Source organism: Anaerococcus porci, from assembly GCF_009696575.1.
GTDB lineage: Bacteria > Bacillota > Clostridia > Tissierellales > Peptoniphilaceae > Anaerococcus > Anaerococcus porci.
Genome location: NZ_VULQ01000003.1, coordinates 135,154 through 149,264, shown reverse-complemented (window position 1 = coordinate 149,264; position 14,111 = coordinate 135,154). Strand labels below are relative to the sequence as shown.

Here is a 14,111-nt window from a genome sequence, read left to right as displayed (position 1 = left end):
ATCATGGCTAGGCTTAATGTAACTCCTACAAGGATGAACTTAAATACCTTAAAGAAGAGATTGGCTACTTCGACTAGGGGATACAAGCTTTTAAAAGACAAGCAAGATGAGCTTATGAGACAATTCCTAGAAAAGATTAGGGAAAATAAAAAACTTCGTGAAGAAGTTGAAAAACTCTTAAAAAACTCATCAAAGGACTTTCTAGTAGCCTCATCACTTATGAGTCCAGAATTTCTTGAAGAGGCAGTTAGCTTTCCGACCCAAAAAGTGGGGGTAGATATAAAGACAAAAAATGTCATGAGCGTAAGGATTCCTGCTATGGAATTTAAGATAAAAAAGGGTGACAATGAAAATGCATCCATCTACCCATATGGTCTTGCCCAAACATCAGCAGAACTTGATACGGCTATAGAGGGTCTAAATGAGGTTATGGATAAGCTTTTGAAATTAGCAGAGCTTGAAAAGACAACTCAGCTTATGGCAGACGAGATAGAAGGAACAAGAAGAAGGGTAAATGCCCTAGAATATAGAACTATACCTGATCTTGAAGAAACTATAAAATATATAAGAGCTAAACTAGAAGAAAACGAAAGAGCTACTATATCAAGGCTTATGAAAGTAAAAGATATAATATCAGATCAAGCTTAGTCTTGAATATAGGAAAATTCGTAGTTTAGTAGAATAATGGGACGTTTAAAAACGTCCTTTTATAAAATACATAAAACAAGGAGAATGTAATGGATACAGAAGGACCCTACGCGAATATAAAAATTTTCATAGTTGTTTTGGCCCTTATTTTTATAAATGCAACAATTAATATGATGTTTTCGGCATTTACAAGTCTAAACCACCAAAGACTAAGAGATATGGCGGAAGATGGAGATGATGAGGCGAAAGACATCTTAAAATTATCTCAAGACCAACAAAGACTAATGCAAACCCAAAATTTTCAAGATGCAGTACTATCAATTATAACTATGGCATATCTTTTATTAAATATCAATACATCTTTAAAGATATTTCTTAATAGGGAATCAGACTTTATGCAAATTGTCATAATGCTAATGATGGTAGTTGTATTTGTAGTTATAAAAAGAATATTTGCTAACATGATTCCACAAAGGATAGGTATAAGAAACCCATATCAGATAGCTAAAAGCACTAGGTTATTGGCAAGCTTTATTCTTTTTATAAACAAAGCCTTTGTAGGTATTGTAAATAAAGTAACTAACCTAATTATGGCAATTTTTGGCATAGAAAGCAAAGCCATAGAAAAGGAAGTTACAACTGAACAAATTAAATCTATTGTCCAAGTTGGAGAAGACCAAGGAGTCCTAAGACCCCTAGAGTCTAAGATGATTAACTCAATCATGGAATTTGATGATGTATGGGCAGAAGAGATAATGACAGCAAGACCTGAAGTATTCATGATAGATATAAAAGATAGGCAAAGAAAATATCTAGATGAATTTATAAAACTTAAACATTCAAGAATACCTGTCTATGATGAAGATCTTGATAATGTATTAGGTATAATATATACCAAAGACTATCTGCTTGAGGCAATAGATGTTGGTATAAAAAGCGTAGATATAAGAAAACTTATAAAACCAGCTTTTTTTGTTCCAGAAAAGATAGAAACTGACAAACTCTTCCAACAGATGCAAAAAGACCATATACATATGGCAATTCTTATAGATGAGTATGGTGGATTTTCAGGAATTGTTACCATGGAGGACTTGGTAGAAGAGATAGTAGGAGATATGGATGATACTTATGATAAGGACCTACCTGATATAAGAACATCAACAAAGGGCTCTTATATAGTAAAAGGTTCAACATCAATAAGAGATTTAAACGAAATACTTGATATAGACATAGATGAAGATGATGATCAATATGATACGGTAGCTGGATTTTTAATCGATAAATTGGGATATATACCGGATGATGATAGCAGCGATAAAAAAGTAATCTATAAGGGATATGAATTTAAAATTCTCTATATTGAAGAAACTAGAATAAAAATAGTAAGAATAAAAAAAATCAATAAAGAAAAAGAAGAAAGCACTACCGCATAATACATGGTAGTGCTTTTGTTTACAATAATCTACTTATAATCTTCTATATTGATAATCCTATCAAACTTATTCAAATAATCACAATCTTGCTTGTGAGTTATAACAATTCTTGTTATATCATCCATAGAAAAAATTAGATTGTCGATAGTTTGGGATGATTTAGGATCAAGACCTGTTTGAGGTTCATCAAATATAATTAATTTATCATTTTTATAAATTGCCCTTGCAATCTCTAACTTCTTTTTCTCCCCACCAGAAAGAGAATTACTATCAAGTTTCTCATCTTTTTTTTGTGAAAGCAAATAATCTAAATCTACTTTTTTTATTATATCCAAAACTTCATTTCTATCATAATCACTACTTCCTAAAACAATATTTTCCAACAAGTTCATATTGAAGACTATTGGATTTTGTGGAATATAGTAGATTAGAGAATATATTTCTAACTCACTAAAATCTCTAAAATCACCATTATCAAAACTAATATCCCCTTTATAATTTTCATTTATTTTCATAAGGATTTTAGCAAGAGATGATTTTCCAGAACCTGATTTTCCTATTATTGCATAAGATTTATTTTCCTTAATATCAATACTCAAATTAGAAAAATCTTATTATTATCATAGGAGAAATCAAGATTTTTAATATTTAAATCAAGTTTTGGCTTAAGTTTATCTTTTTTGATAAAATCTTTTTTAGGAAGTTTTTCTAAAACCAAATTTTTTATCTCTTTTGTTGAAAAAACATTGCTTGTATATCTAAAAGCTTCAGCTATAGCATTTGTTGAAATAGAAACCAAAGTAATAGATGCAATAAGTTCTTTTAAAGATATATGTCCCTTACTTACAAGAATAGATGCAAATAAAATAATAAGCATTGCTGATAATAAATTTAGAGCAAACATAGATTCATACAAAATAGAAGTTGATAAATTCAATTTTTTTCTTGCATCTAGCAAACTTTTATTAGATTCATCAAATCTTTTTATAAAAAACTTTTTGCTATTAGATTCTTTTATAAGCAAAAAACCATCCAATAATTCATTTAGTCTACTTAGATATATTGAATGTTTGTTTGATCTTAGTATTCTTAAATTTGAAATCTTCTTAGAAAAGATTTTGCTAATCATAGCAGGAAAAATTACAAATACTATAGTAAGAGTTAAAATAATTATATGTATCTTATATAATGCAATCAAATACACAAGAACTTGACCAATACCCTTTATAGAATTAGGCAAATTCATTAAATAATCTAACCTAAGTTGATCGATATTTTGGTCTATATCCGTAATATAATTTTCTTTTTTACTTAAATAAAAAGAAGAAATTTTATTTTCATACAAACCTTCAAAATAATCATGTCTTAATTCAAAACTTATACTATTAGCAAATTTTTGGCAATTTAATTCTGAAATATAAAATGAAATATAAGAAAAAGCTATATAAATTATTGTAGTAATACAAACTTTTCCTATATTGGGATTGTCATTTTTTATTATAATATCAACAAATTCAGCAGACTTTAGACTATAAAGATAGATAAAATATACTTCTAATATGCCAAAAAAAGTAGATAAGAGTAGATTTGATTTGTATTTGTATATGTATTTTTTCATTTTAAAACTCCACTTTTTATTACTTTCTTCTACAAAAAATCTTTCGGTGTTATCATTTTTGAATTCTTCATATTCCATAGTTTCAAAATTTTCATCTATATAAATTATCTCATAGCTTAGACAATTAGTGACAATGAATATAGGCTCATTAATTCCTAAATTAGAAGATTTTTTTATTGTTTCTAATATTATATAGAATAATATTTATATTTTATATAGTATCATACCTAAAAAATTGTCAATTTTTTGATAAAAAAAAACATAACAATAAAACAATATATAACAAAAGGTGTATTTTTTAGTATATAAATTTTTCTTATAGACCTTATAACAATCATATATTTTACAAAAAGTAAATTCAGATATATCATATTTATGAAAACGTAATCATTAGAAAGGAGATGTGTTTTGAAAAACAATGATAAAATATCGGGCAAAGCCTTGATACCATTTCTAGTTTTTGTACTAATCTATTTATCTACTGGTATCATTCTACATTTAAATAATGTTGAGATGGCTTTTTACCAACTACCAGCACCAATTGCAGCCTTTGTTGGTATTATAAGTGCATTTTTATTATTTAAGGGAAGTATTGATGAAAAGTTTGATAATCTGATTGAAGGTTGTGGAGATTCAAACATAATTATAATGTGTTTGATTTACTTATTGGCTGGAGCCTTTTCTACTGTAGCCAATGCCTCTGGTGGTGTAGATTCAGTAGTAGGTTTGGGACTATCATTTATACCCGCTAGGTTTTTGACGGCTGGTGTATTTTTGATAGCTTGTTTTATCTCTATTGCTACAGGCTCATCGGTTGGCACAATTACAGCTTTAGGTCCAATAGCGGTTGGACTTGCAACATCAGGAGGAATAAACCTTGCTTTAATGTTGGGTTCTTTAGTAGGTGGGTCTATGTTTGGTGACAATCTTTCAGTTATATCCGATACGACCATAGCAGCTACAAGAACTCAAAATTGTGATATGAAAGATAAGTTTAGGATGAATATGAAAATGGCTTTACCATCTGGAATAATAACTTTTATCTTGTTATTAATCTTCGGTAAACCTGAAACACAAGCTCAAGCATCTGACTTAACTTATAATATTATTGAGATTATACCTTACATATTTGTACTAGTAGTTGCACTTATGGGTGTTAATGTATTTTTAGTGCTTACAGGTGGCATAATTTTATCAGGCATTGTTCTTCTTATAAACAATGGTTTTAATCTTTTGGCCCTAACTCAAACCATGTGGGAAGGTTTTACAGGAATGTTTGAGATATTTCTCTTATCCATGCTTATAGGAGGTCTTTCTAATATGGTTTCCAAAGAGGGAGGAATTAATTGGATAATTGCAAAGATTAGAAAATTTGCCAAGGATGAAAAATCTGGAGAATTGGGGATTGCATCGCTTGTATCTTTAGCGGATATTGCAGTAGCAAACAATACTGTAGCCATAATTATTTCAGGTCCTATAGCAAAGAAGATGTGCAATGAATATAAGATTGATCCAAGAAGATCAGCCTCTCTCTTAGATACATTTTCATGTGTATTTCAAGGTTTTGTGCCATATGGAGCCCAAGTTCTTATAGCAGCAGGTTTTACTAATGGACTTGTTGCACCTTTTGAGCTTATACCATTTTTCTGGTATCAATTTATCCTAGCTATAATTTCCATAATATCAATCTATATACCATTTACTAAGGCTAAGGATAAGTGGAACTTTGAATATGATATGCCGGAATCAAAGATTGCCAATCATCTTAAAAATCTGGAAGACACAGAACAAGCTCTTTTTTAATCAAAGATAGGTACTGTTTACAAAGAGGAGAAAGTCTTCTTTGAGTCTTATATACGTAACCTATATCCATAGAAAGATTATCAGGATTTTCAAGCCTTATAGTTTTTATATTATCATAACCGCTATTAGGGTGTATGCATCCAGTACCAATATTGAATGCCTTTGTGTTAGAAATAAGTCCAAGAGATGTTCCTCTATCCTGGGTATAGATTATCTGCTTATGATTTGGAAGAGTTATAAACTCCTCAGGCAAAATCTCGGATTCGTCTTGTTCGTAGATTATCATAGGGTAGTCATATAGACTTTCTATACTTATAACTTCCTTATTTGCAAGAGGGTGGTCTTTATTTAAGAAAACGTGAGGTATAACTTGGGCTATAGAAGTATAATTTAGGGATTTTTCCCTAAAAAGATCAAATATTGCCTTCTTATATGAGTCATTTATATAAATAAAGGCAATTTCAGAATAATCGTTTTCAACATTTCTAATAGCATCGAGAGAGGTGGTTTCCTTAAGGTAGAATTTAAAGACTTGATCCTTATGAAGGCTTATTAGTTTCATAAAGGCAGATACTGCAAAGTTAAAATGTTGGCTTGAAACACTAAGTTCATTAGCATCTTTATTGATAGGAGCATATTGTCTTTGAATTTCCTTGTATTTTTTGATTAAGTCTTGGCATTTAATCAGATATTCAAGGCCCTTGGCTGTAGTTTGAGTGCCTGCATTAGATCTTTTGAAAATCTTAAATCCCAATTCTCTTTCCAAATCATTTATGGCCATAGAGATTGCAGGTTGAGATGTGTAAAGCTTTTTAGCAGCCTTTGAAATAGAACCAGTTTTAGAAACTTCAATAGCGTAATAAATTTTAGTTAAATTCATAATACCTCCTAATATGTTTTGAATTTATTATATTATATGTAATTTGTTTTGTAAAAATAAGAAAGGATAAAAAATGACAGATATTAAAAAAGAAAGAGGATTTGCAACTAATACAATACATAAAGGATCATATAAAGATGGGTTTGGTTCTTTAGGACTTCCTATATATCAAACTTCAACTTTTATATTTGATAATGCCGAACAAGGAGGAAGAAGATTTGCCCTAGAAGAGGGTGGATATATATACTCAAGACTTGGAAATCCAACTAACAATGCCCTAGAAGAAAAACTTGCCGCCCTAGAAGGAGCAGAAGCTGCTGTATCCACATCATCAGGAATGGGTGCAATAACATCATCAATTTGGCCATTTATTAAGGCTGGAGATCATATATTAGCTTGTAAAACCCTTTATGGATGTACCTTTGCCTTTTTAAATGAAATAAAAAAATTCAATGTAGATGTTGATTTTATAGATATGACAGACATTAATGAGCTTAAAAAGTCTGTAAAAGATAACACAAGAATAATCTATCTTGAAACACCGGCAAACCCTACTCTTGATATTATTGACATAAAAGCTGTAGCGAACTTAGCCAAGCAAAATAGTTCTGATACTTTGGTTATAGTAGATAATACTTTCGCAACCCCTTACCTACAAAATCCATTAAAACTTGGGGCAGATATAGTAGTTCACTCTGCCACCAAATACCTAAATGGACATGGAGATGTTGTTGCGGGATTTTCTGCAGGAAGCAAAGAATTAATGACCCAAGTAAGATTTGTTGGTCAAAAAGACTTTACAGGTTCAGTACTTTCAGCTCATGATGCCTTTTTAATCTTTAGAGGTATGAAGACTTTAGAAGTTCGTATGAAAAAACACGTGGAGAATGCTAAAAAAATAGTAGAAGCTCTAAAAGGAAACAAAAATATAGAAAAAATATACTATCCAGGACTTTCTGATTTTAAAAATCATGACATAGCTAAAAAACAAATGAAAGACTTTGGTGCTATGATTGCCTTTGAAGTAAAGGGAGGTATAGAATCTGGTAGGATTGTTATGAACAATGTTAAACTATGCTCACTTGCAGTAAGTCTTGGAGATTGTGAAACATTAATAGAGCACCCTGCAAGCATGACTCATTCAACCTATACAGAAGAAGAATTAAAAGAAGCTGGAATTGCACCAGGACTTATAAGACTTTCAGTAGGACTTGAAGATAGTGAAGATATAATAGAAGATTTATTACAAGCCTTAGATAAAATTAAATAAAAATATTAAAAAACTCGATTATAGCAAATTTGGCTTAATCGAGTTTTTCTTTTATCTTTCCAATAAATCAAGTCCTAAAACATCCACATATTTTTCCAAAAAGACCATAGAGCCTTCAAGCATATAGACCTTGTTAAAACCTTGGCTTATTAGATTTACATTATCTATTATTATTCCATTTTTACTATTTAATATTTATTAATAAAATCAATATATTTTGTATTATATTTGAAAAAACTTGTAAGTTTATTATATACAAAACCTAACTTTTCCACAAAAAGACACACTAACTTAAATAAATTTTAATATTTTCTAATTTTTTCTAATATCAAATCATCTTTTTTAAAGAATACTGATAAGTAGAATGGCGTTTGATTTCAGTATGTAATACTATATATGGATTGTCCTCTACTATCACTAAATAAATGTTCTTTTTGTAGCTTTAAATATTCTGTTACTGTATACAAGATTTTACACATTCTAAAATTAATTAGACTTGGTTTAATTATTTTTAATAAATTAAAATTTTTTAATTTATTCATTGAATAATCTACAATTTTTTAATATAATAACTAGGCCTGAATAAATTTAACGTTATATTTTTTTAAAATATCATTTTTATTTGTTGATAATTCTATATCTGAAATTAATAAATCGAAATTGCTAGTATTCGTAATTTTGTAATTAGTTATTGATTGAAATTTTGTATTATCAGCTAAAATAATTTTTTTATTTGAATTTGTTATCATAGCTTCTCTTACTTTTGATTCTAAAATATTATTATCAAAAATACCTTTTTCTAAATTTACTTTTGGTGGAGAAATAAAACACTTGTCTGCAAAATAATTATTTATTTGCTCTACAGCTTCTACGCCAACAGTAGACATATTATTGTTCCTTAAATAACCTCCTAAAACTATAAGATTTATATCGTTTTTTTTCTGAGTACATAATTGTGATATTATAAAAGAGTTTGTAGCAATTGTTACACTTAAACCAGATTCAAGTATGAATTTAGCTAGTTGATAACAGGTTGTACTAGAATCTAGAAAAATAAAGTCGTTATTATCAATAATTTCTAGAGCTTTTTTACATATTCTAATTTTCTCTTTTAATAATAAGATATTTCTTATTTTCGTAGGATATGTTTTATCATTCTTTTGAGTTAAAAAAGCACCTCCATGCGTCCTTGTAAGTAAATTAGATTTTTCTAATTCTTTTAAATCTCTTCTAATTGTTTCATCAGAGCAATTAAAAAAATCACTTAATTCAGTTACTAATACACTATCATTTCTTTTTAATAAATCTAAAATTTTATTTTGTCTATCTATCTTTAACATATTAATCCTTAAATTTTTATATTTTAACTATTATAGTATAAATTGTATCATAATTATCTCAAACAAAAAAACCACAAAATACCAAAAAATCTCCAATATATTGTTTACTTTTATTTAATAATGTGGTATTATGATTGAAAGAAGCAAACGTTTTTATGAAGAAAAAAACGAAAGGAGAAAAAATGAAAGAAGAAAGAAAAAAAGGTAGTTTTTTTGGTTTAGTTCCATTATTAATATTTATATTTTTGTACATATTAATAACAATAATGACAGGTAGTGCTAGTTCCTTACCTTTAAATGTAGGAATATTAATAGCTTGTATATTTGCTTTTATATTTTCTATAAAAAAATCTAAAGGAAATTTAAGTTTTGATGAGTTAGTAACCATGTTTTGTAAAGGTGGTGGCGATGATACATTAATATTAATGTTTCTAATTTTCTTAGAAGCCGGGATGTTCTATCTTGTTGCTGATAGAATGGGAGCTGTTAAATCAGTTACAAACTTAGGCTTGAGTTTGTTACCTCAGAGTATGATTTTACCAGGTGTATTTATAATAGGTTGTATCTTAAGTTTTTCTATGGGAACTTCTATGGGTACTGTAACGGCTTTAATGCCAATAGGTGTTGCATTAGCAAACTCTACAGGGATATTGATGCCATTGATGTGTGGTACTGTAGTAGGCTCAGCAATGTTTGGAGATAATTTATCTTTTATTTCTGATACCACTATAGCAGCAACAAGAACTCAAGAAGTTGAAATGAAAGATAAATTTAGAGCTAACTTTCTAATGGTATTACCAGCAGTGATTATAACTCTGCTATTACTTGGTTTTATGTCAAGTTCATCTAACATATCTAATGAAAATCTTTCTTGGGATTTTATCCAGTTATTGCCTTACATATTAGTTATAGGATTATCATTAATTGGAGTTCATGTAATATTAGCTATGGGATCTGCAATATTAGTTGGAGTAATTATTGGGATATTCCAAGGCACTTTTACATTGATAGAAGCATTTGGAATTTTAGGAGAAGGAATAATTGCGATGGAGGACATGGCTGTAATTGCTGTAATGGTAGGTGGATTGGTTGCGTTAATGCATTATTTAGGAGGCATAGACTGGTTGCTTTATAGATTGACTAGAAACGTTAAAGGTAGAAGTGGTGCCGAACTAGCTATCGCTTTTTTAGTATTTTTAGTAGATGTAGCAACAACTAATAATACGATTGCAATAATAACTGTAGGGCCTATAGCAAGAGATATTTCAGATGAATTTGGTGTAGATAGAGTAAGAACAGCGAGTATTCTTGATTTATTTGCAAGCATAGGTAATGGAATTACTCCATGGGCAGGACAAATTTTATTAGCAGCAGGAATAGCAGAGATATCAACTTTATCTATTGTTCCTTATTCATGGTATAGTATTTTGTTGGCAATATTTGGTATAGCATTTATATTTGTAGGTTTTCCTAAAATAAAAACTCGAGATAATATAAACAGGAAGTGAGATAGCTATGAAATCAAAATTATTAAGCAATTTAGAAATATTGGATTATGTTCGCAATCATAATTTTTTTAAAGATAGTGATAACTTAAAATGTATAGAAATAGGTGATGGGAATATAAATTATGTTTTTAAAGTAAGTGATAATAATTCTGGAAAATCAATAATAGTAAAACAGTCTGATGTATATTTGAGATCATCAGGTAGACCTCTAGATATAAATAGAAGTGAAATAGAATATAATGCTTTAATATCTCAATATAAAAATTATCCAGGCTCTGTACCTAAGGTTTATTTTTATGATAAAGAAAGATCAGTGATAATAATGGAAGATATCTCTTCTTATAAAAACCTAAGAAAAGAATTAAAAAAGGGAAATATATATAATCACTTATCAGATTCTTTGTCTGAATTTTTAAAAAGAACTTTAATTCCAATGACAGATTATGTTTTATCTAGAAAAGAGAAAAAGTTAAATGTCAAGAAATTTATAAATCCTGATTTATGTGATATAACTGAAGATCTTGTATTGACAGAACCCTATTTTAATTATAAAGATAGAAATATTATTAATAAGGATTTGATTAAATATGTAGAACAAAATATTTATGAAGATAAAAAATTGATATGTGAAGTATTGAAACTTAAGGATAATTTTCAAAGTAATTCCCAAGCTTTAATTCATGGTGATCTACATACTGGTAGTATATTTGTTAATGAAAATGGCATAAAAGTTATTGATCCAGAGTTTTCTTTCTACGGACCTATGGGCTATGACATTGGAAATGTTTGGGGAAATATTTCTTTTGCTTTAGCAAATAGTTTGATACTAAAAGATAAAAGAAAAAACGCGTTGAATAAATTATTAGAAGAAACAATAGATATGACCATATTTAAGTTATATGATGCATATGATAAGTATATTAAAAATGAATACTTTAAAAACGAATTATTTAAGCAAACCTATATTAGTGAGGTTATAGCAGATTCATTTGGATATGCAGGAACTGAAATTATTAGAAGGGATATAGGAGATTCTAAAGTGGAAGAAATAACTTCTTTGAAAGATAGAGATAAAAGAAAAAAATTAGACATATTGCTAATTAATTTTGGTAAATACTTAATATTAAATAGGTACAAAATAAAATATGGTAAAGAAGTAGTTGATTATATAAATAATTTATAAAAGATATAAGGAGATATAATTATGAAAGTTTATGTTAGAGCACCTTATTCTGAAAATAATCTAATAGATTTGAAAAATATTTTTGATGAAGTTATATATGAACCCTGGACACTCACTGGAGAGAGATTTTATGAAAATGAAATGATAGACAATTTAAATAGAGTAAATCCAGATGTCCTAATAACAGAATTAGATAGGGTTACAAATAAAGTATTAGACTCATACAAAAATCTTAAGTTAATAGGAGATTGTAGGTCAAATCCAGCAAATATTGATATAAATGCATGCAATATGCATAAACTACCAGTAATATGTACGCCGGGTAGAAACTCTATTGCTGTTGCAGAATATATAGTAGGTATGATAATAATGAGCTATAGAAATATTTTACCTTCTATAGAATGGATAAAAGATGGTGAATGGAAGGAAGGCACTACACCATATTACACTTGGATGGGTCAAGAAATATATAACAAAGAAGTAGGGATAGTTGGACTTGGAGCGGTTGGAAAAAGTTTAGCAAATTTATTAACTAGTTTTGGAGCAAATATTTCTTATTATGATCCATATGTTAAAGATATAGAAAAATACAAAGAAAAGAACTTAGAAGATATTTTTAAAGAGTCAGATATAATTAGTATACATTTACCAGTGAATTCAGAAACAAACAATATGATAGATTATAAGCTTTTAAATTATATAAAAGAAGGAGGCATTTTAATTAATAGTTCCAGATCACAAGTAATAAATAACAATGATTTAATAAATATTATAAAAAATAAAAAAATAACTGTAATACTAGATGTTTTACCTAAAGAACCTCCTAAGTATAGTGAACTGGATTTTCTAAAAAATAATAATGTAATATTGACTCCTCATATTGGAGGTGCTACTTTTCAGGTTACATCACATCAATCTAAAATATTAAATGAAAGAATATTCAAATGGTTTAAAGGAGAAGATTTATTAAAAATAATTTATAATAAGGAGATTATTTAAGTGAAAAATTTTTATCTTCTAATTGATATAGGAACTGGAAATAGTAAATTGTCCATTATAGAAGAGGATGGTAAAGTTTTAAAGTCTGAAAAGTTTAAAAATCATTATCGAATTGACTACAATTACAATGATTCAATCTATTTTTTACCAAATGAATATATGAAAAAATTTGAGGGAGCATTATTAAAGTTATTGTCAAATTTTGATAAAAAAATATCAGCTATTTCTTCTTCAAGTACAAGACAATCTGTAGTGTTGATTAATAATGATAACAAAGCTGTAATCGGTTTACCAAATATTGATAATAGAGGTAGAGAATATATATCTAATATTGAATATAAAAATATATATGAAAGAACTGGGAAAAAGTTAACTGAAGATTTTCCTGCAGCAAAAATCTTAGGTTATAAAAATGTATATAAAACTGAGTATAATGATATTTATAGTTTCACAAGTGTTAGTGAGTGGATAGCATTTGAATTTACCGGAAAGCTGACCATAGAACCTAGTCAAGCAACTGATACTCAATTATATGATTTAAATGATTTAGATTATTCATATGATATAGCTAAAATTTTTGAATTAGAAAGTTTATCACCACCTAAAAAAGTTAATTCTGGCTTTAGTTTAGGAAAAATAAAAAGAGAATGGGTAAAAAAATTCAGTCAATTATCAGATGCCATATTTATTGTAGGAGGAGCTGATACGCAAGTTGCTATGAAGATTTATCCAAATCAATACAATTCATTGTATGTAATTTCTGGTACAACTACACCTATTATTAGCTTTTCAAAAAATCTTCCAAATATGGATTCTAAAGAGACTTGGATAAATTCTTTTTTAAAAGGTGATGGTTATATTTCAGAATTTAACCCTGGTATAACAGGGTTAAATTATCAGAATTTTAAAGATATATATTTTGAAAGTTTAACATATGAAGAAATTGAAAAACTTTGCGATAAAATAAAAGATATAAAAGTAATTGCAAATCTAACATCAACTTCGAGAATTAGAAGTTTAAAGAAGAATTCAGGATCTTTTATATTAAAGACACCACTTGACAGTAAAATAGAAGATATAGATTTCGCATTAGCGATACTTGCTGATATAGCATGTTCTATATATATAAACTTAATAGAAATGGAAAAAATTAATAAAAGAAAATATATTAACATTATTGGAATGGGAAATGGATTTAAATCTAAACTATTAATAAAGATGCTGTCAAATTTAAGTCGAAAATCAATTATATTACCAAAACATTTTAATGATGCAACTTTATTTGGCTTACTTGAGATATGCAATGAATATTTCAATCATAGTAATAACAATTTTAATAATGAAAATGAAGAATATAATCCTAGTAATTATAAATTAATAAAAAATTATTATAATAAATGGATAGAACATAATATTTTTAAAAAATAAT

12 protein-coding genes are annotated in these 14,111 nt (G+C 28.1%); 8 read left to right on the top strand and 4 right to left on the bottom strand.

The annotated features are described in order from the left end of the window. Positions 1-3 precede the first annotated feature (3 nt). Together FYJ26_RS03795 and FYJ26_RS03790 are read left to right on the top strand one after the other, a co-directional pair. Positions 4-648: a V-type ATP synthase subunit D gene (locus tag FYJ26_RS03795; RefSeq protein ID WP_154539763.1), complete on the top strand. Its 645-nt coding sequence runs from the start codon at positions 4-6 to the stop codon at positions 646-648. 89 nt (positions 649-737) lie between these two features. Continuing rightward, positions 738-2,081, top strand: coding sequence for a hemolysin family protein (locus FYJ26_RS03790; RefSeq protein WP_154539761.1), 1,344 nt, complete (start codon positions 738-740; stop codon positions 2,079-2,081). 29 nt (positions 2,082-2,110) lie between these two features. On the opposite strand, the gene FYJ26_RS03785 is transcribed toward FYJ26_RS03790, so the two are convergent. After that, positions 2,111-2,680: an ATP-binding cassette domain-containing protein gene (locus tag FYJ26_RS03785; protein ID WP_154539759.1), complete on the bottom strand. Its 570-nt coding sequence runs from the start codon at positions 2,678-2,680 to the stop codon at positions 2,111-2,113. Beyond that, complete coding sequence (locus tag FYJ26_RS03780) at positions 2,677-3,699, bottom strand: ABC transporter ATP-binding protein (protein ID WP_195837844.1); 1,023 nt, start codon at positions 3,697-3,699, stop codon at positions 2,677-2,679. The genes FYJ26_RS03785 and FYJ26_RS03780 overlap by 4 nt, the downstream gene beginning before the upstream one ends. A gap of 408 nt (positions 3,700-4,107) precedes the next feature. On the opposite strand from FYJ26_RS03780, the gene FYJ26_RS03775 reads away from it, so the two are divergent. Further along, entirely contained in the window at positions 4,108-5,502 is a 1,395-nt protein-coding gene (locus tag FYJ26_RS03775) for a Na+/H+ antiporter NhaC family protein (protein WP_154539755.1), read from the top strand. Here FYJ26_RS03775 and FYJ26_RS03770 read toward each other — a convergent pair. Beyond that, the gene (locus tag FYJ26_RS03770; protein ID WP_154539753.1) at positions 5,465-6,382 is read right to left on the bottom strand and encodes a LysR family transcriptional regulator; all 918 of its coding nucleotides are present in this window, start codon (positions 6,380-6,382) and stop codon (positions 5,465-5,467) included. The two genes, FYJ26_RS03775 and FYJ26_RS03770, sit on opposite strands and share 38 nt — an antisense overlap. Positions 6,383-6,455: 73 nt before the next feature. On the opposite strand from FYJ26_RS03770, the gene megL reads away from it, so the two are divergent. Then, on the top strand, positions 6,456-7,652 hold the full coding sequence (gene megL, locus FYJ26_RS03765; protein WP_154539751.1) for a methionine gamma-lyase: 1,197 nt from the start codon (positions 6,456-6,458) through the stop codon (positions 7,650-7,652). A gap of 572 nt (positions 7,653-8,224) precedes the next feature. Here the strand turns inward: megL and FYJ26_RS03760 are convergent. Beyond that, positions 8,225-8,992: a DeoR/GlpR family DNA-binding transcription regulator gene (locus FYJ26_RS03760; RefSeq protein ID WP_154539749.1), complete on the bottom strand. Its 768-nt coding sequence runs from the start codon at positions 8,990-8,992 to the stop codon at positions 8,225-8,227. 245 nt (positions 8,993-9,237) lie between these two features. On the opposite strand from FYJ26_RS03760, the gene FYJ26_RS03755 reads away from it, so the two are divergent. Genes FYJ26_RS03755 through FYJ26_RS03740 form a run of 4 tightly spaced genes read left to right on the top strand, consistent with a single transcriptional unit; the run spans position 9,238 to position 14,110 of the window. After that, the gene (locus FYJ26_RS03755; RefSeq protein ID WP_229771206.1) at positions 9,238-10,500 is read left to right on the top strand and encodes a Na+/H+ antiporter NhaC family protein; all 1,263 of its coding nucleotides are present in this window, start codon (positions 9,238-9,240) and stop codon (positions 10,498-10,500) included. A 7-nt stretch (positions 10,501-10,507) separates the two neighbouring features. Next, the gene (mtnK, locus tag FYJ26_RS03750) at positions 10,508-11,683 is read left to right on the top strand and encodes an S-methyl-5-thioribose kinase (RefSeq protein WP_154539747.1); all 1,176 of its coding nucleotides are present in this window, start codon (positions 10,508-10,510) and stop codon (positions 11,681-11,683) included. A gap of 21 nt (positions 11,684-11,704) precedes the next feature. Then, positions 11,705-12,682, top strand: a complete 978-nt coding sequence (locus FYJ26_RS03745; RefSeq protein WP_154539745.1) for an NAD(P)-dependent oxidoreductase — start codon at positions 11,705-11,707, stop codon at positions 12,680-12,682. Further along, entirely contained in the window at positions 12,683-14,110 is a 1,428-nt protein-coding gene (locus FYJ26_RS03740; protein ID WP_326831237.1) for an FGGY family carbohydrate kinase, read from the top strand. It abuts the gene before it with no gap. Position 14,111 lies beyond the last annotated feature (1 nt).

Coding starts and splice junctions, on each gene's coding strand:
- FYJ26_RS03745 (WP_154539745.1), top strand. CDS start 11,705: ATGAAAGTTTATGTTAGAGCACCTTATTCTGAAAATAATCTAATAGAT.
- FYJ26_RS03760 (WP_154539749.1), bottom strand. CDS start 8,992: ATGTTAAAGATAGATAGACAAAATAAAATTTTAGATTTATTAAAAAGA.
- FYJ26_RS03770 (WP_154539753.1), bottom strand. CDS start 6,382: ATGAATTTAACTAAAATTTATTACGCTATTGAAGTTTCTAAAACTGGT.
- FYJ26_RS03795 (WP_154539763.1), top strand. CDS start 4: ATGGCTAGGCTTAATGTAACTCCTACAAGGATGAACTTAAATACCTTA.
- FYJ26_RS03790 (WP_154539761.1), top strand. CDS start 738: ATGGATACAGAAGGACCCTACGCGAATATAAAAATTTTCATAGTTGTT.
- FYJ26_RS03780 (WP_195837844.1), bottom strand. CDS start 3,699: ATGAAAAAATACATATACAAATACAAATCAAATCTACTCTTATCTACT.
- mtnK (WP_154539747.1), top strand. CDS start 10,508: ATGAAATCAAAATTATTAAGCAATTTAGAAATATTGGATTATGTTCGC.
- megL (WP_154539751.1), top strand. CDS start 6,456: ATGACAGATATTAAAAAAGAAAGAGGATTTGCAACTAATACAATACAT.